Below are 22097 nucleotides of genomic sequence, written 5' to 3' on the forward strand. Positions count from 1 at the left end.
TAATGCGGTGACAGGGAGGGCAAGGAGGAAAAGAATGTCTGGACAGGCCTGGCTGATTTTTTGTGCAGCATGTGCCGTTGTGTTCGCACTTCCCTCTCCCCTTGTATTCTCTGTCGCCTCCTATGCCGCCATCCGCGGCAAAAAGACCATCTTCGCCTCCGTCAGCGGCGGGGCGCTCGGCGTCGTCACGGCCATGACGATTTCGGCCATTCCGGTGGCCGGTCTGGCCTATCTGCCGCAATCCTTTCTGGGTATAGTGCAATGGGCCGGCATCGGCTGGCTGATGCTGTTCCTGTTGTGGACTTTTGCGACACCCGCCGCCCAGGCGGCCAATGCCGATAACGACAATCTGCCGGGCAAATCGTGGAGCGGCATTTTCCGCGATTCTTACGCCATTGCCGCGTTGCGCCCGCGTTACTTCACATTCTTTCTGGCGCTGTTGCCGCAATTCATTTCCACCTCCGGCAACGCCGTGGAAACGCTGGCGGCGGCGCAGGCCGCAATCCTGCTTTTAGCGCTTGCCGTTCTCACCGCACAGGCGCTGTTTGCCGGCTCAACGCTGGCGCTGGTGCGCCGCATGTCGGGCGAGAAGAAAATCCGGCCAAAATACCGCACCCACTTCATTTCCGGCCGCGCCGTCAGCGCCGGTTACAGGCGCATCGCAGCCTGAAAAACCGGGATGCCACGTCCCGGCTTGCCGCTATCCTTACAATAGGTTAATGAAGGCTCGACGGGACACTGCCTGCTTCGCTTGACGCGGGGGTATCGAGAGACAGGCATAACGAAGGCGGCAACATGCGAAATTCGGGCAAATTCCGCGGAAGAAGTGCACTTCTTCTGTCTTCCACCGTGGGTCTGGCATTGGCATTAAGCGGCTGTACCAGCGTCGAATATACCGCGAAGGAAGGTCCGAACGGCCCGAAAATCGCAACAGTCAACCCCGCAACGGCACCCGCCGCCCAAGCATCGACACAGACGGCAGCAGCCGAAACGGTACCCGGCATAACTTCCGCCGCACCGGCGACCCAGACTGCTGATGCGGCAACCTCTTCCCAGCCTGCAGCACTTCCCACCGCAGTCGCCGTCAAGGGCGGACGCGTGGCCCTGCCGCCGGCCTCTGAAATCGCAGCGGCAGCCGCCATTAGCGCGCAGATGCAACCGCAGCAGAATGAAGTCGCTCAGGCGACGGTGATGACATCAGCGCCGACCACGGTCGCGGCCCTCGCTCCGACAGGCGTCACTCCGGCAGCAGCCGCGATTGCTACCGCTGGCTCAGCGGCACAGCCGGCCATTCACAACGCCGCAGCCGATCTGCCGCAGGTCGTTGCCGTAAAGGGCAGCTTCCCGCCCGCACCGCCGCCGCCCGGTTCGCCTTCCATTGGCACTGAACTAACGGCGGAACGAAAGGTCATTCCGTTGCCGAAGCCGGACAGCACGGTTCTTGCCTACGCCTCTGGCCCCACCAACGCCGCCCTTGCCGCCATCCGACAGAACGAAGCGATGACGACGCCGCTCAAGGCAGCGCCAGCCGGACGCGAGAAGCTGAGCGGACTGATTTCCAAATATGCCGTCATGTATAATGTGCCGGAAGATCTGGTTCACCGCGTTGTGCAGCGTGAAAGCATGTACAATCCCGGCGCCTATAACAGCGGCAACTTCGGCCTGATGCAGATCAGGCACGCCACGGCCCGCTCCATGGGCTTCGATGGCCCTGCCTCCGGTCTGTTCGATGCCGAAACCAACCTCAAATACGCCGTCAAATATCTGAGCGGCGCATGGGTGGTGGCCGACAACAACCGCGACAACGCGGTCCGTCTTTATGCCCGCGGTTATTATTACGATGCCAAGCGCAAGGGCATGCTGCACGTTCTGCGGAAGTAATAGCCTCCGGCTCGGTTGGAAACGCCGTGTAACCCTACGGCTTCTCTGAAGATATGACGCAAACCTATCCTCCGTCATGCTCGGGCCTGTCCCGAGCATCTGCAACCGTCTGATTTTGTCATGGTGATTGGATCCTCGGGACAAGCCCGAGGATGACGCCGCCCGTGATGACTGCCTTATCGATAATCTCAGGCGTAGGCAGGTTTCCCACCGTCTTTCTGATTCGTTGCTTTCACCCACAGCCCCTGTCATCAAACTGTAGCGTCACGGCTGTAGACGCCTCTCAATCGACTGAGAGGTGAACATATGACGAGTGCGGCACCCAAGACCGGCTTCAGCAAAAACACGAAACTGAAGTCCGCATTGCTACAGCACAAGGCACTCTCGAAAAGCGGCCTTTCAGAAAGGTTCTTCGGAGTTCTTTTTTCCGGTCTCGTTTATCCGCAAATCTGGGAAGACCCGGAAATCGACATGGAAGCGATGGAGCTTGGCGAAGGCCACCGGGTCGTCACCATCGGTTCGGGCGGCTGCAACATGCTGGCCTATCTCTCCCGCAACCCTGCCAGCATCGATGTGGTGGATTTGAACCCGCATCACATTGCCCTCAACAAGCTGAAGCTCGCCGCCTTCCGCCACCTGCCCGCCCATCAGGACGTCGTGCGTCACTTCGGCCGCGCCAATACGCGCAGCAACAGTCATGGTTATGACCGTTTCATCGCCGACCATCTCGACGATACGACCAAGGCCTACTGGTCGAAGCGTACCCTCTCCGGCCGCCGCCGCATTTCGGTGTTCGACCGGAACATCTATCGCACCGGCCTGCTTGGCCGTTTCATCGGCGCCGGCCATTTGATGGCGCGCCTGCACGGCGTGAAACTCACCGAAATGGCCAAGACCCGCACGCTGGACGAACAACGCCAGTTTTTCGACAGCAAGGTCGCCCCCCTGTTCGACAAGCCGGTGGTGCGCTGGCTGACGAAGCGCAAAAGCTCTCTGTTCGGCCTCGGTATTCCGCCCCGTCAATATGACGAGCTGGCGAGCCTTTCCTCTAACGGCACGGTTGCCGCCGTGCTCAAGGAACGGCTGGAAAAGCTTGCCTGCAACTTCCCGCTCAGCGACAATTATTTCGCCTGGCAGGCCTTTGCGCGCCGTTATCCCGAGCCACATGAAGGCGCCCTGCCCGCCTATTTGAAGCCGGAATATTACGAGACGATCCGTAATAATACGGCCCGCGTCGCCGTGCACCACGCCACCTATACCGAGCTTCTTTCCAAAAAGCCGGCAAGCGGCGTTGATCGCTACATTCTCCTCGACGCGCAGGATTGGATGACGGACGGGCAACTCAACGAATTGTGGTCGCAGATCAGTCGCACAGCCGCTCCCGGCGCACGCGTCATCTTCCGCACCGCCGCCGAAAAAAGCGTTATCGAAGGCAGGCTCTCCACCGACATTCGCAACCAGTGGGTCTATCTCGAAGAGCGTTCGCAAGAGCTGAACGCCATGGATCGATCGGCCATTTATGGCGGTTTCCATATCTACCAGAGGGCTATGGCATGAAAACCATTGGCGAGAATGTGGGTCTTGCAGACAGCGCGCATGCGGGCCTGATGGACCGCATGTATCGCCACCAGCGGCATATCTACGATATCACCCGCAAATATTACCTTCTGGGCCGCGACAGGACCATTTCCGGCCTCGATGTGCCCGATGGCGGCACGCTGCTGGAAGTTGGCTGTGGCACGGGCCGTAACCTGCTTTTGGCCAGCCGGAAGTTTCCGCAGGCAAAACTCTTCGGCCTCGATATCTCATCTGAAATGCTGCTGACCGCGTCGGAAAATTTCGCCGGTAAGGCGGAGCGCCCCATTCTGCGCGTGGCCGATGCCACTGCCTTTCGCGCCGCTGAATTCGGCCAACCCGACGGTTTCGACCGCGTCATGATCCCCTACGCGCTGTCGATGATACCGGAATGGGAAAAGGCGATCGAACAGGCGCTCACGGCGCTCAAACCGGGCGGCTCCCTGCATATTGTCGATTTTGGCCAGCAGGAACAATTACCGAAGTGGTTCCGCACCCTTCTGCAGGCGTGGCTTACCCGTTTCCACGTGACGCCGCGCGCCAATCTTCGTTATGTTCTGGCCAATATGGCTGGCCGCTTTGACGGTAATCTAGAATTCGAAGAGATCGCCCGCGGTTACGCGTGGCGGGCCGTCATCACGCTACCGGTCGCCGAAGTGCAGCCAAAAATCAGCCGGATGCTGGCGGACGCCTGATTCTCGAAAAATATTCCGGCGCCTCCGCAGGAACAGGGGTGCGCTGCCAACGCGCGGCGTACCACTTGCGAATCCTTGCCGTTATTCCCGCCGCCACGCCACAAATCGCTTCAAATCCAGCGACTTGCGATGTCGAAAAGGGCCATTGTCCCTTGCCATATCAATTTGTTTACCATGTTATGGGTAAATCGGGAGATGCGCCGCGCCATGTTGCGGCTGCGGGATGGGCAACAACACTTTCATCAGGGTTCCAATGCGGCTGCGTTTTTCGGCACTATTGTCGGCTTTGCTCTTGATCGGCGGCTGCACGTCCACGAGTTACGACCTGCTTGAAACCGCATCCGTTTCCAAGCCGAAATTCGCCGATACCGACCCACAGGATTTCGGCATGAACAACCCGCATCGCCACGAGGTGCACGGTATCGACGTGTCCAAATGGAATGGTGATGTCGACTGGCAGACCGTGCGCAAGTCAGGTGTGTCCTTCGTCTTCATCAAGGCGACGGAAGGATCGGACCGCATCGATCCGAAATTCGGCGACCATTGGCGCAGCGCCGCAGCGGCGGATATCCTCCACGCGCCCTATCACTTCTATTATTTCTGCTCGACGGCCGATGCTCAGGCCGACTGGTTCATTCGCAACGTGCCGAAGGAAGCCGTCACCCTGCCGCCCGTTCTCGACGTCGAATGGAACCCCGCCTCCCCCACCTGCAAGACAAGGCCCGCCCCCGGCATCGTCCGCGCCGAGATGCAGCGTTTCATGGATCGCCTCGAAGCCCATTACGGCAAGCGCCCGATCATCTACACCTCTGTTGATTTCCACCGCGACAATCTCGTTGGCCAGTTCAAGAATTACCATTTCTGGGTGCGCTCCGTCGCAGCCCATCCGGCCAAAATCTACGAAGAACGCCAATGGGCCTTCTGGCAATATACGGCAACCGGCGTTGTGCCCGGCGTAAACGGCCCGACCGATATCAATGTTTTTGCCGGCAGTGAGAAAAACTGGCGGAAATGGGTCGCCTCCGCCAAATAAACACGGCCAAGAAGCAACACATTCGAAAAAACCGCGTTCTCACCTGTCGTCTGGCTGCGAGACCCGTTTTTTTGTCGCAAACATATGGGTAAAGCGGGCCTACAACCCATTGAGGAAATTCCCATGTCTACCTTCCGGTCGCGCAGCATCATTTTTGCCGCCGCTTTGTCGCTTCTTTCCACTGGCTCCGCCCTTGCCACGCCGCCCGTTGCCTCGCCTGACGATCCCAAACAGGTCGCCTGCGGCGGTGATCTCGGCGCATTTCTCGAGGGCGTGAAAGCCGATGCGCTGGCCAAGGGCATTCCGGCCGACGCGATCCAGAAGGCGCTTGCCGGCGCGCAGATCGACCCGAAAGTGCTTTCGCGTGACCGTGCACAGGGCGTCTTCCGCCAGACCTTCCTGGAATTCTCCCAGCGCACCGTCAGCCAGGCCCGTCTCGATATCGGCCGCAGGAAGCTGCAGGAACTCTCCTCCACCTTCGCTCGCGCCGAAAGTGAATACGGCGTACCGGCTGGCGTCATCGCCGCGTTCTGGGCCATGGAAACCGACTTCGGTGCCGTTCAGGGTGATTTCAACACCCGCAATGCACTGGTGACCCTCTCGCATGATTGCCGCCGCCCGGAGCTTTTCCGTCCGCAGCTGCTGGCGCTCATTGAAATGGTCCAGCATGGCGATCTCGACCCCGCCGCCAATACCGGCGCATGGGCCGGTGAAATCGGCCAGGTGCAGATGCTGCCCAAGGACATCATCGCTTTCGGTGTTGATGGTGACGGCAACGGCCACATCAACGTCAAGGATAGCGCCCCGGATGCCATCCTGACCGCTGCAAAATTCATCCAGCATCTCGGCTTCAAGAAGGGCGAGCCGTGGATTCAGGAAGTCTCCCTGCCGGAAAACCTGCCATGGGAAAAATCCGGCCTCGGCGGTCCGCTCACCGCCGGTGAATGGTTCGCGCTTGGCGTGACGCCGCGTGACGGCAACAAAAACTTCGCTTCCCTGCCCGCAGCCCTCATCATGCCGCAGGGCCGCAAGGGTCCGACCTTCATCACCTATCCGAATTTCAACATCTATCTGGAATGGAACCAGTCGTTCATCTACACGACTTCGGCCGCCTATTTCGCCACCCGCCTGATGGGTTCGCCCGTCTACAATAAGGGCAATCCCGAGCCGGGCTTTGATGACGCGACGATGAAGCAACTTCAGACCAAGCTTGAGGCGCGCGGACACAATGTCGGCAAGGTCGATGGCATCCTGGGTTCCGGCACCCGTGTCGCCATCCAGAAGGAACAGCAGCGCCTCGGCATGCCCGCGGATGGCTGGCCGTCGGCGGCTCTTCTGCAGGCGCTTTAAGCAATCTTAACGGCGCCATCAGGCCTTTAATCTGTCCGCCGGAATCAAGGCGAAATCGTTAATCTCGACCAGATGACTGGGGATAACACCCCGGTCATTTACTTTTTTTAAACATATGAAGCACTGCGTGAAAGAGAAATAATCTTTTATTTTCAGATAATTACAGAATCTTCTTTTTTATGCCGCCTCAAAGCGTGCTGCACTGCATCACAGAAACCGCTTTTCAACTGCCACAAAACGGTCATATTATCGAACCTGTCAACAACAGGAGGCACCCATGGGACTTACAAAATCTCTCAATGCCTTGGCAGTCGGTTTGGCGTTTTTGTTCGTAGCGATGATGCTTTTCATCTGACGAGACGTGAAGACCAAACGCAGATAAGAACCGTAGATGACACGAATTTAAAAAGCGCAGATCCTTTCGGGTCTGCGCTTTTTTCATGTCGAAAATAGAGTTTTTAAATCAGGCCGCGCTGCGGCGCAGGCGTTCCAGCCCGAGATTTTCAAGCACCGCATTGACTAGCGGCGCGCGGTTCATGGTGTAGAGGTGGAACTCGTTCACGCCGCGCCGCTGCAGATCGGCGATCTGCTCTGCGGCAACCTCGGCGGCCACGCGGGCGCGCCCTTCGAGGTCATCATCATAACCTTCGAAACGCTCATCCAGAAAACCGGGAACGCTGGTGCCGCAGCGGCCGGCGAAACGCTTCAGCTGGGTCAGGTTCTGGATCGGCATGATGCCCGGCACCACCGGAATGGTGATGCCCGCCGCCGTCACCCGCTCCATATAACGCTCGAACACATCATTATCGAAGAAGAACTGCGTCAGCGCACGGGTGGCGCCATTGTCCGCCTTGCGCTTCAGCATGTCGATGTCGACCGCCTCGCTTGCGCTTTCCGGATGTTTTTCCGGATAGGCCGAAACGGAAACCTCGAAATCGCCGATCTCGCGAAGGCCCTTCACCAGGGCGGCGGCGTTTTCGTAACCTTCCGGATGCGGCCTGTAGGCCGTGCCGATGCCGGTCGAGGGATCGCCGCGCAGCGCCACGAAGTGGCGAACGCCGGCATTGCGAAACTCTTCGACAACCTGATGCACATCGTCACGGCTGGCATCCACGCAGGTCAGATGCGCGGCGGTCGGCAGATGGCTGTCGCCGATCATACGGCGCACAGCATCCAGCGTCGGCGCCTTGGTGGATCCGCCCGCGCCATAGGTGACGGACACGAAATCCGGGTTCCATTTTTTCAGCTCGGCAACCGTTTCCCAGAGATGGGTCTCCATCTCGGCATTCTTGGGCGGGAAAAACTCGAAAGATAACCGGATATCGCCATCGTGGCGCGCGGTTTCCGACCTCAACATATCATGCCCTCCGGGAGCCAAGTAAAACCGCCTCTTGCACCACATCGTCTGCCATCAGCAGCCGTTGGTCGCGGGCAACCCATATCGTCACGTCCAGAGCTTCGTCGGACGCTTTTTCAGAATGAAGATCAACGGCGCGGTCGGGCTCAAGCCCGGCCTTTTTCAGCCATTCTTCCATAAGCGGATGCGAAAAACCGAGCCGCACATGCGCGTGCTCGTCGCGCAGATATTCGAAGGAATGCGGCGCCAGATCGATGACGATCAGTCGCCCACCCGGTCGCAGCATGCGTGCTGCCTCGGAAAGCGCGATTTCCGGCTGGTCGAGAAAATGCAGAACCTGATGGATGACGATCAGATCGAAATCCTGTCCTTCCAGCGGCAGGTTGAGAATATCGCCATGGCGGACGGACGCATTGACCACACCCGCCTTGTCGAGATTGGCGCGCGCCACCGAAAGCATGTCGCGGCTGGCATCCACCCCTATCGCACGGCGATAGACGCCGCTCAGAAGCTGGAGGATGCGGCCAGTGCCCGTGCCGAGATCAAGCAGCGAATCGACGGGCGTGGTGCCAACCAGCGTCAGCAGCGCGCCTTCCACGGCCTCGTCGCTCACATGCAGGCGGCGCAGCTCGTCCCAGGCGGAAGCATTGCGGCTGAAATAATCCTGTGCACGTTCCGCCCGCACCCGCTTGACGGTGGCAAGCCGCTCGCTGTCACGCTGGAGAACGGCGTCGGAGGGCGATGCAGCGCCAAGCAGCTGCCTGATGACAACGGCGGGCTCACCATCCTGCCGCAGACGAAAATAGGCCCAGGCGCCTTCCTGATAACGCTCGATCAACCCCTCTTCCGTCAAAAGCTTGAGATGACGGGAGATGCGCGGCTGCGACTGGCCGAGAATTTCGGTAAGATCGGTAACCGTCAGATCGCCGGCAGCCAGAAGCGCCAGCAGCCGAAAGCGCGTCGGTTCACCCGCCGCCTTCAGGAGATCCACCAATTTGTCCAAACCGAACGCCACGTCTGCTGCACCTCGCAAGCTAATCAACATATAAAGATATCTTTATGTCGATGTGGCAATCGATGCAAGCGCAAACTGTGCTGCACCTCCATCAAGTCCACTTATTACACGAGAAAAGGCCCGCTTTGCGGCGGGCCTTTTTGAAGAGATATGGAAAGGGATCAGCGCGTCAGGCGCTTGTAGCTCACCCGGCCGGGCTTGATGCTTTCCGGGCCGAGACGGCGGACCTTGTCCTTTTCGTAGTCTTCGAAGTTGCCTTCGAACCATTCCACATGGCTGTCACCCTCGAAAGCGAGGATGTGGGTGGCCAGGCGGTCGAGGAACATGCGGTCGTGGCTGATGATAACGGCGCAACCGGCAAAGGCTTCCAACGCTTCTTCAAGCGCTGCCAGCGTTTCCGTATCAAGGTCGTTGGTCGGTTCGTCGAGCAACAGCACGTTGCCGCCGGCCTTCAGCATCTTGGCAAGGTGAACGCGGTTGCGCTGACCACCCGAGAGATTGCCGACCTTCTGCTGCTGATCGCCGCCCTTGAAGTTGAAGGCGCCGCAATAGGCGCGAGAATTCACTTCGAACTTGCCGAGCTTGATGATGTCGTTGCCGCCGGAGATTTCCTCCCAGACGGTCTTGTCACCCGCCAGCGTATCGCGGCTCTGGTCGACATAGCCCAGCTGCACCGTTTCACCGACAGTTACCGAACCGCTATCGGGCTGTTCCTGACCGGTGATCATGCGAAACAGGGTGGTCTTGCCCGCACCGTTCGGACCGATGACGCCGACAATACCGCCCGGAGGCAGCTTGAAGGTGAGGTTTTCGATCAGCACCCGGTCACCATAGGACTTGGTGAGGTTCTCCGCTTCGATAACGACACGGCCCAGACGCTCGGCGACCGGAATGACGATCTGCGCGTCGCCGGGACGACGGTTTTCAGCGGCTTCCACCAACTCGTCATAAGCGCGGATACGCGCCTTGGACTTCGTCTGGCGAGCCTTGGGGCTGGAAGCGATCCACTCCTGTTCGCGGCTGATAGCCTTCTGACGCGAGGCGTCTTCGCGGGCTTCCTGCTGCATGCGCTTGGCTTTCGCCTGCAGGTAAGCGGAATAGTTGCCTTCGTAAGGAATGCCGCGGCCACGGTCCAGCTCGAGAATCCAGCCGGTCACGTTGTCGAGGAAGTAGCGATCGTGGGTGATCATCATCACGGCGCCGGGATAGTCGCGCAGGTGCTTTTCCAGCCACGCGATGGTTTCGGCGTCAAGATGGTTGGTCGGTTCGTCGAGCAGCAGCAGGTCGGGCTGCGAAAGCAGCAGCTTGCAAAGCGCAACGCGGCGGCGCTCACCACCCGAAAGGCCGGTCACGGGTGAATCGCCGGGCGGGCAACGCAGGGCGTCCATGGCCATTTCGACCTGATTTTCCAGATCCCACAGGTTCTGGCTGTCGATCATGTCCTGAAGTTTCGCGCCCTCATCCGCCGTTTCGTCGGAATAGTTCATCATCAGTTCGTTGTAGCGGTCAACGATTGCCGTCTTGCTCGCAACGCCTTCCATGACGTTTTCCATCACGGTCTTGTTTTCGTCGAGCTTCGGCTCCTGCTCGAGATAACCGAGCGTCGCACCTTCGGCGAGCCAGGCTTCACCGGTATATTCCTTGTCGAGACCGGCCATGATCTTCAAAACGGTTGACTTACCGGCGCCGTTCGGGCCGAGGATACCGATCTTGGCATCGGGGTAGAAGGAGAGATGGACGTTCTCCAGAACCTTCTTCGCGCCATAGGACTTGTTCAGCCCAGCCATGTGATAGATGAATTGACGTGCCATTGTAGCGAATGCTCCACATCGGAATTTTAAGAGTACGTATCGGGAAATTTGCCGCTATGTAGGGTAAATAGGACCGTGGGGCAACCTCTGGCACGATTATGACCCCATGATTATGACAAGCTGCGTGATGATACGATGGGTACGATGATGAATGAGACGACGGACGACTCCGCCTTCAGCCGGATTGAAAGGCTGGACGCCCCCTCCGGCGCATCCATTGCCTTTCGCCACCAGCCCTCCGCTCTTTCTCCGGCGCGCGGCGTATTGATGGTTTGCCACGGGCTGGTGGACCATGCGGGCCGTTATCGTCGGCTTGCGGATGTGATGTCGAAGCAGGGCTTCGAGGTCTACGCCCACGACCATCGCGGCCATGGCCGCACGAAGGCTGCGGACGCGCCTCTCGGTCGCTTCGCTTGGAAGGACGGAGCAGGCAAGGTCGTCGCCGATGTCATGGCGATACGTCGGATGGTCGGCGAAAGGCACCCCGGCCTGCCGGTGGTCCTGTTCGGCCATTCCATGGGCGGTCTGGTGGCGCTCAACACCGCCGTCAGCCACCCGGATGCCTTTGATGGCCTCTCCATCTGGAATTCCAACCTCAATCCCGGCCTCATGGGCCGCGTCGCGCAGGTTCTGCTGCGGCTGGAAAAGATGCTGAAAGGCTCGGACGTGCCAAGCGCCATTCTGCCGAAAGCGACTTTCCGCGTCTGGAACGCCAGAATGCCGGAAAAACGCACCCATGCGGACTGGCTGAGCCACGACAAGGCGGCGGTGGACGCCTATGCGGAGGATCCGCTGTGCCAGTTCGAGGCCAGCGTCTCCCTCTGGCAGGATGTTTTCGAACTCTCCTATCGCGGCCCGAAACTCATGGAGCGCCTGCCGAAAACCCTGCCGCTTCTCCTGATCAGCGGTGATCAGGATGCCGCCACCAACAACGGCAAGGAAATCGTCTGGCTTGCGGAGCGGTTTCGCCAGGCGGGCTTCAGCCATGTCGAGCATACGATCTACCGGGGCATGCGGCACGAGACCCTGAACGAAATCGGTTGGCAGGCCGTCGCGGCGGATTTCGCCGCCTGGTGCGGCCGCGTCGTCGGCGACTGAGGAGCCTTTGCCGAAACGGAATAAGTCCATGAGATAAAATCACATGCGGCAGGGCAAGCAGCGGTCTATAAACCGGCAGGCCGACAATACCGGGGGACAGATGACCGACATGCCGAACAGGAAACAGCCGCTATCCGGCATTCGCGTCATCGAGCTAGCGCGTGTTCTGGCCGGTCCCTGGGCGGGGCAGATGCTGGCCGACATGGGCGCTGACGTCATCAAGGTGGAAAACCCCGAGGGCGGCGACGATACCCGCACATGGGGGCCGCCCTTCGTTGAAGGCGCGGATGGAGAAAACCTCTCCGCCGCCTATTATCACGCCACCAACCGCGGCAAGCGCTCCATCGTCGCCGATCTGAAAACGCCGGATGGCTGCGAGCTGGTGCGCAGGCTGGTGCGCACCGCCGATGTCGTCATCGAGAACTTCAAGCGCGGCGGGCTTGCCAAATACGGCCTCGATTACGAGAGCCTGAAGGTGCTCAATCCGAAGCTGATCTATTGCTCCATCACCGGCTTCGGCCAGACCGGGCCCTATGCCGATTTCGCCGGTTATGATTATATCGTGCAGGGCATGTCGGGTTTCATGTCGATCACTGGCGAACCGGACGGCCAGCCGATGAAGGCGGGCGTCGCCGTCGCCGATATCTTCACCGGCATCTATTCCGTGACAGCCATTCAGGCGGCGCTGATCCACGCCATTCGATCAGGCGAAGGCCAGCATATCGACATGGCGCTTCTGGATGTGCAGTCGGCCGTGCTCGCCAACCAGAACATGAACTACCTGATTTCCGGCAAGCCACCCGTCCGGCTCGGCAACGCCCACCCGAATATTTCCCCCTATGAGGTGGTGCCGACGGCCGATGGTTTCCTGATCCTCGCGGTCGGCAATGACGGTCAGTTCCGCCGCCTCTGCAACATCCTCGGCATTGGCGCGATCGCCGATGACGAGCGCTTTGCAACCAACAAGGCCCGCGTGGCGCACAAGGTGGACGTGCGGCAGATCGTTTCCACCGAAACGCTGAAATGGCAGAAGCGCGATCTTCTGACCGCTTGCGAGCAGAATGCCGTGCCGGCCGGGCCTATCAACTCCATCGAGGAAATGTTCGCCGATCCGCAGATCAAGGCGCGGGGCTTGCGTGTCGATCTCGAAACGGAAGACGGCACCGTCATTCCCGGCGTGCGCACCCCCATTGTGCTCTCGCAAACCCCCTTGCGCTATGAACGCCCCAGCCCGAAGCTCGGTGAGCATCAGGCACAGGTACTGGCCGAACTGGAAAACATCGAAAGGACCACCACGCCATGAAAACAACAGGCAATACCAGAACAGGTGGGCAATTGATCGTCGAAGCGCTGAAGGCCAACGGCGTCTCCCGCGTGTCCTGCGTTCCGGGCGAAAGCTATCTGGCCGTGCTGGACGCGCTTTATGAAAGCGGCATCGAAACCGTGGTCTGCCGCCAGGAAGGTGGCGCCGCCATGATGGCCGATACCTGGGGCCGGCTGACGGGCGAACCCGGCATCTGCATGGTGACCCGCGGCCCGGGTGCCACCAACGCCTCGGCCGGCCTGCACATCGCAAGGCAGGATTCCATTCCGATGATCCTGTTCATCGGCCAGGTGCAGCGCGACGCCCGCGAGCGCGAGGCTTTTCAGGAAGTGGAATACCGCCGCGCCTTCACCGAATTCGCCAAATGGGTGGGCGAGATCGACGATGCGCGCCGTATCCCGGAATTCGTCACCCGCGCCTTCACTGTTGCCACCTCCGGTCGCCCCGGCCCGGTGGTGCTGACGCTGCCTGAAGACATGCTGGTGGAAGAGGTCGAAGCGCCCGAGGCAAAGCCCTATACACCCGTCGAGGCACATCCCGGCCCGTCACAGATGGCCGCCTTCGCAAAAATGCTGGGCGAGGCAAAACGTCCGATCTTCATCATCGGTGGCACCCGCTGGTCCGAGGAAAGCGTGGCGACCTTCAGGGCATTTGCCGAAAATCACAAGCTGCCCATCGGCTGTTCCTTCCGCCGCCAGATGCTGTTCGATCATCTGAGCCCTTCCTATGCCGGCGATGTCGGCATCGGCATCAACCCGGCGCTGGCAAAGGAGATCAAGGAGTCCGATCTCGTGGTTCTGGTCGGCGGCCGCCTCTCCGAAATGCCGTCTTCCGGTTATACGCTGCTAGACATCCCCTACCCGTCGCAGAAACTCATCCACATCTATCCGGAAGCCGAAGAGCTTGGCCGCGTTTACCGTCCCGATCTCGCAATCTGCGCCGCGCCGGATGATTTCGTCGCCGCCCTCTCCTCCATCTCGCTTCCGGCAAACGCCGCATGGGCCGAACGCACGGCCGCCATACATGCGGCTTACCTCAACTGGTCCACGCCGCCGCAGAGCGGCCCCGGCCCGGTGCAGATGGGTCCGATCATGGACTGGATCGAAGCCAATGTGCCCGAGGATGCGATCTTCACCAATGGCGCGGGCAACTACGCCACCTGGGTGCACCGTTTCCACCGTTTCCGCCGCTTCAACACGCAATCGGCGCCAACATCAGGCTCGATGGGTTATGGCCTGCCGGCGGCAGTCGCCGCCAAGCATCTGTTCCCGGAGCGTGAGGTGATCTGCTTTGCCGGTGACGGTTGTTTCATGATGCATGGGCAGGAATTCATCACCGCCGTCCGTTATGGACTGCCGATCATCACCGTCCTGGTCAATAATGGCACCTACGGCACCATCCGCATGCATCAGGAACGGGAATATCCAGGCCGTGTCAGCGGCACCGATCTCGTCAATCCGGATTTCAACGCTTTTGCGAAGGCCTATGGCGGCCACGGCGAAACGGTGGAAAAAACCGAGGACTTCGCCGCCGCCTTCGAACGCGCGCGGGCAAGCGGCAAGCCGGCCATCATCGAGGTGAAGCTGGACGCCGAGGCCATCACGCCAACGCGCACGCTGACGCAGATCAAAACCCGGGCCTGATATCGCCCTTCGATATTGGTGATGGACACGGCTCCGGCATGGTGTAAATCCTGACACTCGCACGACGTCATCCTCGGGCCTGTCCCGAGGATCCAATCACGTATCGTAAAATTCATCGGTTGCAGATGCTCGGGACAGGCCCGAGCATGACGAAAGAGAGGTTTAACACTTCTTTCAGCAGCCCTTCGGATCAGGAAACGACATGCCGGATGCAGCCCCTCCCGTCATCACCCCACGCGGCGCGAAGATCGAGCCCTCGGCCGGCGCACCTTTCGAGGCGGTGCGCGTGGCCCGCGATGTGCTGCACACATCCCGCACGGCAGCGCTCGCTACCCTCGATCCGGTCAGCGGTTATCCTTATACGACCGCAACCAATATCGGCATCGAGCCTGATGGTACGCCGTTCTTCTTCGCGGCGGGCCTGACGCTGCACGCCCGCAACATGGAGGCAGACCCGCGCATCTCGCTGACGCTCGCCCCCTTCGGCAAGGGCGATGCGCTTACGCTGCCGCGGCTGACGCTGGTGGGGAAAGCGGAACTGATCGACCCGGCTGAGGTGCCGCTTGCGAGACAGCGCTACATCGCCCGCTATCCCAAGGCGAAACTTTACCTCTCCCTTCCCGACACGAGGCTCTACCGGCTGCGAACGGAAGGCGTACAGATCAACGGCGGCCCGGCCCGCAATGCCAGCAACATCACCTCCGCCGATCTGCGCACGGAGCTTTCCGGCGCGGCGGAACTGATGGCGGTGGCGCAAAGCGAAGCGACCCGCCTCAATGCCATCAAAGGCGAAGCGGCCCGGCTCGCCGTTCTGGCCGGCGCGAAGGCCGGTCGCTGGACGATCACCTCCATTGACCCTGATGGCATCGATCTCGCTTCGGCCAGCGATCTCGCCCGGCTGTGGTTTGCGGAGCGGGTGACGACGTTGAAGCAGTTTGAGAAGGCGCTTGCTTTGCTTGTGAAATGAAGGGCGCAAACGACTCACAAACCTGGGACAATCGTCTCTCTTCCGTCATGCTCGGGCCTGTCCCGAGCATCTGCCACCTATCAAGTTGTGATACGTGAGTGGATCCTCGGGACAAGCCCGAGCATGACGAAACGAGCGTTTCGAATTTCCCATAAAAAAAGGCCGGGCTGCATTCCGCGACCCGGCCTTTCTCAGAAAACTCAGACGGATGCTCAGAGAGCAGCAGTCACGATGAACTCAACCTTGTAGTCCGGGGTAGCAAGCGCTGCTTCGCTGGTGGCCCGGGCCGGCGGGTTTACCGGGTCGATCCAGCCTTCCCAGACGGCATTCATTTCGCCGAAGGTGGACATGTCGGAGAGATAGATGATCGTCTGCAGGACCTTCGACTTGTCGGAACCGGCAGCGGCCAGCAGGCGATCGACTTCCGCCAGCGCCGACTTGCTCTGTTCCGTCACGCTCGTACCCTCGCCGACCTGGCCGGCCAGATAGACGGTGTTGCCGTGTACGACGGCGCCGCTCATGCGCTTGCCCGGCTCGATACGCTTGATGGTCATGGAAAACTCCTGTTGATTGGCATTAAAATAGAACGATGCGCGGAAAATCAGCCGCGCAGGTGATGGGTCTTTTCGTAGATCGCCGTGGAGCGCGCGCCGGAACGGCAATAGCCGAGCATCGGGCGCTGCAATTCATCGAGCGCATCCACCATGCCGGCAACGGCATCGGCGTCGACGCCATAGCGACCAACCGGTACATGCATGATGGTGAGGCCAAGTTGCTCTGCGCGCTCGGCAATATCGGCGAAAAGCGGCTGGCCGTCTTCTTCGCCGTCAGGGCGGTGGCAGACGATCGACTTGAAGCCGAGTGCCTTGACCTCATCCAGATCGGCGACGCTGATCTGTCCCGTTACCGAATATTCGTCGTCTATGCGCCTGATATCCATGTCTGCCTCCGCTGAAACCGGCGTCCGCGCCGCTGGCTGTCGCCCTTCAAAATCCGCATCCGATGTAAGCGGTCAAAACCCCTGCGTCAATGACGGCGCACCGTCATTCGGCATGGCATTCGCTACGGCATTCAGAGGATTGAAAAGCGCAGACCGAACCTGCGGCTTTCACCCGGCTGGAGAATATTGAACTCGCCGGCGGTCTCAAGCTCGCTCCGCCCAACCCAGCGATGCGAAACCGGCTCGATGCCGAGCACATTGGCGGGGTCCTGCTGGTTGCGCCACATCTGGAGATAGGGCAGCGTCTCCGTGCGAAAACGCACGGTCAGCGTCTTCCCGCCGATGGCCGCAATCGGGCCAAGCTTCAATTCCGCCCATTCGTCCTTGCCGGCAGAGACGCAGAAAACAGTTCCCGGCTCCTCGCCGAAACGCCAGCCATGGCCGCCGCCTTCAAGCATGGCGCCTTCAAGCCGCACGGCATCGTCAAACAGGCGCGCGCCGACATTCATGTGATACATCAGAAAGACCGGGATCGGCCGCGAACTCGTATTGACGATCCGGTCGTCAAGGCTGACTTCGCCGCTTTCACCATCGATGCGCCATGTCCGTTCAAGAACTGCGGTGCCGCCATCGGCAAGCTTCACGGGAACCTCCACACGCGCCAGCGCATTGGACTCATGAACGTCGAAAGCGATGATCGTCGCGGGATGCGAGGAAAAGGACCCATGCAACGGATATCGACGCCCCTCGCCGTCACCGTCGATCAGTTCGGGATGACGGATATGATCCGGACCGCAGGTGAAGAGAAAGCCCTCCAGCGAATGGTCGATGCGTGCATCGCCATCATCGGGAATGGCGCGGCCGGGCGCGATGTCAGTGCCATCGACGATACAGGAACCAATATCGAAAACAGAGGTTTCATCGAGGAAAATATGGGGCGATCTGCCAGCCTGAAACGAACGCAAGACAACCTCTCCTGTGGCAGTAAAAACGCATGAATCACGGAAACGCTACTAGCCGTGACGGAAATTAAGATTGCATTAACCGCGAATTCACCTTTTTCACAATAGGGTCAAGATTGCGGTGTGTTTATGGGCGAACGAAGCAAGGATAGCAGAATCGTGAAACAGTTTCTTAACGCAGCTCTGGGTCTGACAGTCGCGGTAGTGGCGGCTTTCGCCCCGCTACAGGCTGGCGCGCAGCAGCGTTATGGCGACCAGCAGACGATGCTGGTAACACCTGACGGTCGCGTGCTCGACTTCATGCCAGAGCGCGGCGATATCGTCATCAGCCGCGATGCGATGGGTCGCACGGTGTTTTACGACCAGTACGGCAATCTGCTGGCCACTGAAATGCCTTCCGGCTATCAACAACGGCAGCAGGCGCGCCAGCAGCGCGACACCACCTATTATCCGCCCGCCCCCGGCGGCCAGTACCGTGAGCCACCGCGCGATTACGGTTATCAGGACAATGGCAGCGTGCGTGATTATCGCGAATATCGCGGTGATGGCTCCGGTGACAATGTCTATACCGGCTCAGTTCCCGGCCCCGGCGCGGTGGAAAGCGGCCCGCTCGGCCAGCCCATGCCCGGCGAAAGCACCACGGCCGCCGTCCCACAACCCGATCACCTGATCGAACGCCACACCCCGGTGACTACACCGGTCAACCGTTCGCGGCAGGAGATCGTCGCGCTCCAGACCTTCCTCGACCGCGAAGGCATCTCGCCCGGCGTTATCGACGGCAAGATGGGTGACAACGTCAACAAGGCGATTGCCGCCTGGCAGGACATGACGGGCGAAAAGCTCGACCCGAACAATTCCGACGACATTCTGGAGCGCCTGCGGTCCTCCGGCGGCATGCCCATCGTCGATTACACCATCACCGCCGCCGATGCGGCCGGTCCCTATGTGGCTTCGATTCCGGATGACTATGCCGAAAAATCGCAGCTGCCCGCCTTGTCCTTCACAAAGACTTCGGAAGCGCTCGCCGAACGTTTCCACATGGATGAGAACTATCTGAAGGAACTGAACCCCGGCATCGATTTCTCCGTGCCCGGCACGATCATCAAGGTCGTCAATCCGGGTGACGCGAAAAAGGGACAGGTAGCCCGCATCGTCGCGCATAAGGGCATCAAGCAGGTCTTCGCCTATGGCGAGGACGGCAATCTGATCGCCGCCTACCCGGCCACCATCGGCTCCACGGACACGCCTTCCCCGAGCGGCACGCATACGGTCGAGCGCATCGCGCTCAATCCGGGCTACACCTATAATCCGAAGATCAACTTCAAGCAGGGCCAGAACGACAAGATCCTGCAGATCCCGCCGGGTCCGAACGGCCCGGTCGGCACGGTCTGGATTGCGCTGTCAAAGCCGACCTACGGCATTCACGGCACACCGGAACCCTCGAAGATCGGCAAGACGAACAGTCACGGCTGTATCCGCCTGACCAACTGGGACGCGACCGAACTGGCGAAAATGGTCCGCGCCGGCGTGGTGGTCGAATTCGCGGAATAATCGACCGGAAGAAAAGAAAAGCCCGGCGGATTGTGGTCCGCCGGGCTTTTTTTCATTTAATCGCGTTTCAGTCGCGTTTTTCCGTGAGGAAATATAGAAGGGCCGCGACCGGCAAGGCGAAGCCGATCCACGAGGCAGCGCCCCATTCTCCGACCGCATAAGCCCAGCCACCCACGGCGGAACCGATGGCGCCGCCCATGAAAAACGTCGCCATATAGATGCCGTTCAGGCGGCTGCGGAATTCCGCACCGAGCGTGAAGATGGCGCGCTGGCCAAGCACCAGATTGGTGGTGACGCCGAAATCCAGAACGATTGCCGCAACCACCAGAATGGCGAGCGCCAGATGCGACCCTTCGGGCGCAAGATGCGTGACGGCGAAAGAAAGCGCCACCGCCACCAATGCAAGGAAAGTTGCCGCACGGGTCCAGCCGCGATCAGCCATCCGCCCTGCAATTGGCGCAGCCACGGTGCCCGCAGCACCGGCAAGCGCAAAGAGCGCAATCTCACCCTGGCTCAGGTTGAAATGCGGTCCGCTCAGATAAAGCGGCGTCGTGGTCCAGAACAGGCTGAACGCTGCAAACAGGAAGGCATGGTAGATCGCCCGCCGCCGCAGGATCGGCGTGTGGAGGGCAAGCCTTCCCATCGAGGCCATCAGCGAGCCATAACCCAGCCGTGCCTCCGGCATGCGGGCGGGCAGAAGCCGGAAAAGCACCACTGCAAGAAGCGCCATGACTGCCGCCGACGTGAGAAACACTCCGCGCCACGAAACCACTTCCGACAGCAGGCTGGATACCGGCCGCGCCAGCATGATGCCGGCCATCAGCCCGCTCATGACATTGCCGACCACCCGCCCGCGAATGGCGTGCGGCGCCATATGGGCGGCATAGGGGACGATAACCTGCACCGCCACTGAACTGACACCCACCAGGAAGGCCGCGATGAGAAACGGAGCCGCATGCGGCGCGAATGCCGCAGCCACAAGGGAAAGCACCGCCATCGCGACAGAACTCACCACCAGCCTGCGATTTTCGATGAGATCGCCGAGCGGTACGACGAACAGCAGGCCGACACCGTAACCGATCTGCGTCAGGGTCACGATCAGCCCGGTGGCGCCGGCGGAAAGACCAAGCTCCGCCCCGATGATGCCGGCAAGCGGCTGGGCATAATAAAGATTGGCGGCAATCAATCCGCAGGCTGTCGCCAACAGAAAGGTCAGAGCCGGGGACATGGATGTTGCCTCAACATCCTCCCCTTCAATTACACGCGTCGTCATCATCTTCTCCAATATGGAAACAATCGTTTCCTAAATAGTCACAAAATCACTCGGCAAGTTTCATGGCGATATCCACCACGGCCACCATGTCTTTGAGGCTGCGCCCTGTCTTTCCCACCACACGCATGCCGTACATCATGCACAGCATCGCCCGGGCGAGATCATCGGGATCGGCCCTCGAATGCACCGAACCATCCTTCTGCCCTTCGGCAACGAGACGGGCGACAATCCGCTCCCTCGCCTTCACGGCCCGCTCGACCACGACGGCAATATCATCATCCAGCGCCGCCAGATCGGCAGCAGCACCGACAACAAGGCATCCATCAGAGCCGGCACCGCCATGCGACCGCTCCGCATAGAACATCAGCCCTGCCCTCAGGCGCTCGTTACCGGTATTGTAACCGGCCACCGCCGCCTCGAAACGCTCGGTCTGCACAATCCTGTAGCGTTCCATCGTGGCAATAAAGACGGCCTTTTTGTCCTTGAAGGCCTTGTAGAGACTGCCCTGTGCCAGCTCCATCGCATCGGTAAGGTCACCGACGGAGGTGGCGTGATAACCGCGCCTGGAAAAAATCCGGATCGCACCATCGAGCGCTCGGTCGATATCGAACTCGCGCGGCCTGCCGCGATGGCGCTGTTCCTCGGACTGGTTGTGGCTGATATTGCTCATGGTCGGAATATAGGAAACGATCATTTCCAAATCAAGCAAATAATGAAGCTGACAGGAAAAGGCCGTGACCGCACTCGGGCGAGCCAAACGGCAGTCGAGCATCTGAAACATCATCCCGCCTCTGCGGCGATGAACACCGCAGACGGGGCGAACGTTGAAAACAGTGTCTCAGGCGGCTTTGCGGGTGAAGAGGCGCGCGGGTGGCGTGCCGAGCCGCAACAGGCGTTTTGGCAGCAGGCCAAGCACTTCGCCGGTGAATGCTCTGGCATTCTCGACCGCCTTGTCGATATTGCTCACCTTGTTCTTATCGAGACAGAGAAGCGTGCCGCCAAGATCGAAAATATCGCGATAGGCCGCTCTCTCGACAATCGGCGTATTGAGAACCGAAACATTCTTTTCCGCCAGCAACATCTTGACGAGCAGCAGCGAGCGCGTCGCCACCATGGCGTTCACCCGCGTCAGCACGATGGAATGGGCAATCGCCTTGCCCATCTTGCGCTTCAGGAATTCGATATGGTCCAGAACCTCGGCAGCGCCGCGCGCATCCATGGCGCAGCCCTGAACCGGGATCAGCACATGATCGGAAATGCCGAGCGCCATGGTTAGAAGCGGGCTTTTCGCACCTGGCAGATCGATGATGAAACAGTCGGTATTGGTTTTGTTTTCGCGAATATGGCCCTCGAGCGAGGCCATCGTCACATGCGAAATCACCGAGAGATTTTCGATCTCGCCTGATAATTCGTACCAGCGGGAAATCCACAATTGCGGGTCGGCGTCCAGAACCGTCACGCGGTGGCCGCTGCGGGCCAGTTCGGTCGCCAGAAGCAGCACGGCGGTCGTTTTTCCGGCGCCGCCCTTGGTATTGGCGAAAGTGATGACTGACATGACACCCCCTGTTGGTCAGAGCCGTTTCATGCTCATTCACGCACCGAAGCAATTCATGGTGCTTTCC

20 protein-coding genes are annotated in these 22097 nt (G+C 60.0%); 11 read left to right on the plus strand and 9 right to left on the minus strand.

The window, feature by feature from the left end:
* The first annotated feature begins 34 nt into the window (after positions 1 to 34).
* From CFBP6623_RS09595 to CFBP6623_RS09620, 6 genes are all read left to right on the plus strand, one after another.
* Positions 35 to 670, plus strand: coding sequence for a LysE family translocator (locus CFBP6623_RS09595; RefSeq protein ID WP_046798046.1), 636 nt, complete (start codon positions 35 to 37; stop codon positions 668 to 670).
* Between the two features lie 125 nt (positions 671 to 795).
* Entirely contained in the window at positions 796 to 1881 is a 1086-nt protein-coding gene (locus CFBP6623_RS09600) for a transglycosylase SLT domain-containing protein (protein WP_046798045.1), read from the plus strand.
* Between the two features lie 306 nt (positions 1882 to 2187).
* Positions 2188 to 3438, plus strand: a complete 1251-nt coding sequence (locus tag CFBP6623_RS09605) for a DUF3419 family protein (protein WP_046798044.1) — start codon at positions 2188 to 2190, stop codon at positions 3436 to 3438.
* A complete protein-coding gene (locus CFBP6623_RS09610) occupies positions 3435 to 4151 on the plus strand; it encodes a class I SAM-dependent methyltransferase (RefSeq protein WP_046798043.1) in 717 nt (238 codons plus the stop codon). The genes CFBP6623_RS09605 and CFBP6623_RS09610 overlap by 4 nt, the downstream gene beginning before the upstream one ends.
* 253 nt (positions 4152 to 4404) lie before the next feature.
* Entirely contained in the window at positions 4405 to 5184 is a 780-nt protein-coding gene (locus CFBP6623_RS09615) for a glycoside hydrolase family 25 protein (RefSeq protein WP_046798428.1), read from the plus strand.
* Between the two features lie 123 nt (positions 5185 to 5307).
* Positions 5308 to 6534, plus strand: a complete 1227-nt coding sequence (locus CFBP6623_RS09620; protein ID WP_046798042.1) for a lytic murein transglycosylase — start codon at positions 5308 to 5310, stop codon at positions 6532 to 6534.
* Between the two features lie 463 nt (positions 6535 to 6997).
* On the opposite strand, the gene metF is transcribed toward CFBP6623_RS09620, so the two are convergent.
* The 3 genes from metF to ettA form a co-directional block, all read right to left on the minus strand.
* Positions 6998 to 7891 carry a methylenetetrahydrofolate reductase [NAD(P)H] gene (gene metF / locus CFBP6623_RS09625; RefSeq protein WP_046798041.1) on the minus strand — a complete coding sequence of 298 codons (894 nt, stop codon included), beginning with the start codon at positions 7889 to 7891 and terminating at the stop codon, positions 6998 to 7000.
* Position 7892: 1 nt separating this feature from the next.
* Positions 7893 to 8906: an ArsR/SmtB family transcription factor gene (locus CFBP6623_RS09630; RefSeq protein WP_046798040.1), complete on the minus strand. Its 1014-nt coding sequence runs from the start codon at positions 8904 to 8906 to the stop codon at positions 7893 to 7895.
* A gap of 161 nt (positions 8907 to 9067) precedes the next feature.
* Positions 9068 to 10717, minus strand: coding sequence for an energy-dependent translational throttle protein EttA (ettA, locus tag CFBP6623_RS09635; protein ID WP_046798039.1), 1650 nt, complete (start codon positions 10715 to 10717; stop codon positions 9068 to 9070).
* Positions 10718 to 10864: 147 nt separating this feature from the next.
* Between ettA and CFBP6623_RS09640 the strand changes: the two genes are divergently transcribed.
* From CFBP6623_RS09640 to CFBP6623_RS09655, 4 genes are all read left to right on the plus strand, one after another.
* A complete protein-coding gene (locus CFBP6623_RS09640) occupies positions 10865 to 11815 on the plus strand; it encodes an alpha/beta fold hydrolase (RefSeq protein ID WP_046798427.1) in 951 nt (316 codons plus the stop codon).
* A 100-nt stretch (positions 11816 to 11915) separates the two neighbouring features.
* Positions 11916 to 13118: a CaiB/BaiF CoA transferase family protein gene (locus CFBP6623_RS09645; RefSeq protein WP_046798426.1), complete on the plus strand. Its 1203-nt coding sequence runs from the start codon at positions 11916 to 11918 to the stop codon at positions 13116 to 13118.
* Entirely contained in the window at positions 13115 to 14782 is a 1668-nt protein-coding gene (locus tag CFBP6623_RS09650) for a thiamine pyrophosphate-binding protein (RefSeq protein WP_046798038.1), read from the plus strand. The genes CFBP6623_RS09645 and CFBP6623_RS09650 overlap by 4 nt, the downstream gene beginning before the upstream one ends.
* A 202-nt stretch (positions 14783 to 14984) precedes the next feature.
* Complete coding sequence (locus tag CFBP6623_RS09655) at positions 14985 to 15749, plus strand: HugZ family protein (RefSeq protein WP_046798037.1); 765 nt, start codon at positions 14985 to 14987, stop codon at positions 15747 to 15749.
* 212 nt (positions 15750 to 15961) lie between these two features.
* Here CFBP6623_RS09655 and CFBP6623_RS09660 read toward each other — a convergent pair whose 3' ends face one another.
* From CFBP6623_RS09660 to CFBP6623_RS09670, 3 genes are all read right to left on the minus strand, one after another.
* Positions 15962 to 16303, minus strand: a complete 342-nt coding sequence (locus CFBP6623_RS09660; protein ID WP_046798036.1) for a RidA family protein — start codon at positions 16301 to 16303, stop codon at positions 15962 to 15964.
* 47 nt (positions 16304 to 16350) lie between these two features.
* The gene (locus tag CFBP6623_RS09665) at positions 16351 to 16689 is read right to left on the minus strand and encodes a TIGR01244 family sulfur transferase (RefSeq protein ID WP_046798035.1); all 339 of its coding nucleotides are present in this window, start codon (positions 16687 to 16689) and stop codon (positions 16351 to 16353) included.
* Between the two features lie 131 nt (positions 16690 to 16820).
* Positions 16821 to 17654 carry an aldose 1-epimerase family protein gene (locus tag CFBP6623_RS09670; protein WP_080841952.1) on the minus strand — a complete coding sequence of 278 codons (834 nt, stop codon included), beginning with the start codon at positions 17652 to 17654 and terminating at the stop codon, positions 16821 to 16823.
* Positions 17655 to 17810: 156 nt separating this feature from the next.
* Here CFBP6623_RS09670 and CFBP6623_RS09675 point away from each other — a divergent pair, with 156 nt between their 5' ends.
* Positions 17811 to 19202, plus strand: coding sequence for a L,D-transpeptidase family protein (locus CFBP6623_RS09675; RefSeq protein WP_080842543.1), 1392 nt, complete (start codon positions 17811 to 17813; stop codon positions 19200 to 19202).
* 67 nt (positions 19203 to 19269) lie between these two features.
* Here CFBP6623_RS09675 and CFBP6623_RS09680 read toward each other — a convergent pair whose 3' ends face one another.
* The 3 genes from CFBP6623_RS09680 to CFBP6623_RS09690 form a co-directional block, all read right to left on the minus strand.
* Positions 19270 to 20475 (minus strand): MFS transporter, encoded by a 1206-nt coding sequence (locus CFBP6623_RS09680; protein WP_046798424.1) that lies wholly within the window; start codon positions 20473 to 20475, stop codon positions 19270 to 19272.
* Between the two features lie 46 nt (positions 20476 to 20521).
* Positions 20522 to 21169, minus strand: a complete 648-nt coding sequence (locus tag CFBP6623_RS09685) for a TetR/AcrR family transcriptional regulator (protein WP_080842541.1) — start codon at positions 21167 to 21169, stop codon at positions 20522 to 20524.
* A gap of 144 nt (positions 21170 to 21313) precedes the next feature.
* A complete protein-coding gene (locus CFBP6623_RS09690; protein WP_080841950.1) occupies positions 21314 to 22030 on the minus strand; it encodes a ParA family protein in 717 nt (238 codons plus the stop codon).
* Positions 22031 to 22097: the final 67 nt, after the last annotated feature.

The organism is Agrobacterium tumefaciens, from assembly GCF_005221385.1.
Classification (GTDB): domain Bacteria; phylum Pseudomonadota; class Alphaproteobacteria; order Rhizobiales; family Rhizobiaceae; genus Agrobacterium; species Agrobacterium tomkonis.

Excerpts from the sequence above, each read along its gene's own strand:
- CFBP6623_RS09685 (WP_080842541.1), bottom strand. The coding sequence starts at position 21,169 with ATGATCGTTTCCTATATTCCGACCATGAGCAATATCAGCCACAACCAG.
- CFBP6623_RS09620 (WP_046798042.1), top strand. The coding sequence starts at position 5,308 with ATGTCTACCTTCCGGTCGCGCAGCATCATTTTTGCCGCCGCTTTGTCG.
- CFBP6623_RS09655 (WP_046798037.1), top strand. The coding sequence starts at position 14,985 with ATGCCGGATGCAGCCCCTCCCGTCATCACCCCACGCGGCGCGAAGATC.
- CFBP6623_RS09605 (WP_046798044.1), top strand. The coding sequence starts at position 2,188 with ATGACGAGTGCGGCACCCAAGACCGGCTTCAGCAAAAACACGAAACTG.
- CFBP6623_RS09640 (WP_046798427.1), top strand. The coding sequence starts at position 10,865 with ATGAATGAGACGACGGACGACTCCGCCTTCAGCCGGATTGAAAGGCTG.
- CFBP6623_RS09615 (WP_046798428.1), top strand. The coding sequence starts at position 4,405 with ATGCGGCTGCGTTTTTCGGCACTATTGTCGGCTTTGCTCTTGATCGGC.
- CFBP6623_RS09650 (WP_046798038.1), top strand. The coding sequence starts at position 13,115 with ATGAAAACAACAGGCAATACCAGAACAGGTGGGCAATTGATCGTCGAA.
- CFBP6623_RS09690 (WP_080841950.1), bottom strand. The coding sequence starts at position 22,030 with ATGTCAGTCATCACTTTCGCCAATACCAAGGGCGGCGCCGGAAAAACG.
- CFBP6623_RS09660 (WP_046798036.1), bottom strand. The coding sequence starts at position 16,303 with ATGACCATCAAGCGTATCGAGCCGGGCAAGCGCATGAGCGGCGCCGTC.
- CFBP6623_RS09645 (WP_046798426.1), top strand. The coding sequence starts at position 11,916 with ATGACCGACATGCCGAACAGGAAACAGCCGCTATCCGGCATTCGCGTC.
- CFBP6623_RS09600 (WP_046798045.1), top strand. The coding sequence starts at position 796 with ATGCGAAATTCGGGCAAATTCCGCGGAAGAAGTGCACTTCTTCTGTCT.
- CFBP6623_RS09595 (WP_046798046.1), top strand. The coding sequence starts at position 35 with ATGTCTGGACAGGCCTGGCTGATTTTTTGTGCAGCATGTGCCGTTGTG.
- CFBP6623_RS09665 (WP_046798035.1), bottom strand. The coding sequence starts at position 16,689 with ATGGATATCAGGCGCATAGACGACGAATATTCGGTAACGGGACAGATC.
- CFBP6623_RS09680 (WP_046798424.1), bottom strand. The coding sequence starts at position 20,475 with ATGACGACGCGTGTAATTGAAGGGGAGGATGTTGAGGCAACATCCATG.
- metF (WP_046798041.1), bottom strand. The coding sequence starts at position 7,891 with ATGTTGAGGTCGGAAACCGCGCGCCACGATGGCGATATCCGGTTATCT.
- CFBP6623_RS09610 (WP_046798043.1), top strand. The coding sequence starts at position 3,435 with ATGAAAACCATTGGCGAGAATGTGGGTCTTGCAGACAGCGCGCATGCG.
- ettA (WP_046798039.1), bottom strand. The coding sequence starts at position 10,717 with ATGGCACGTCAATTCATCTATCACATGGCTGGGCTGAACAAGTCCTAT.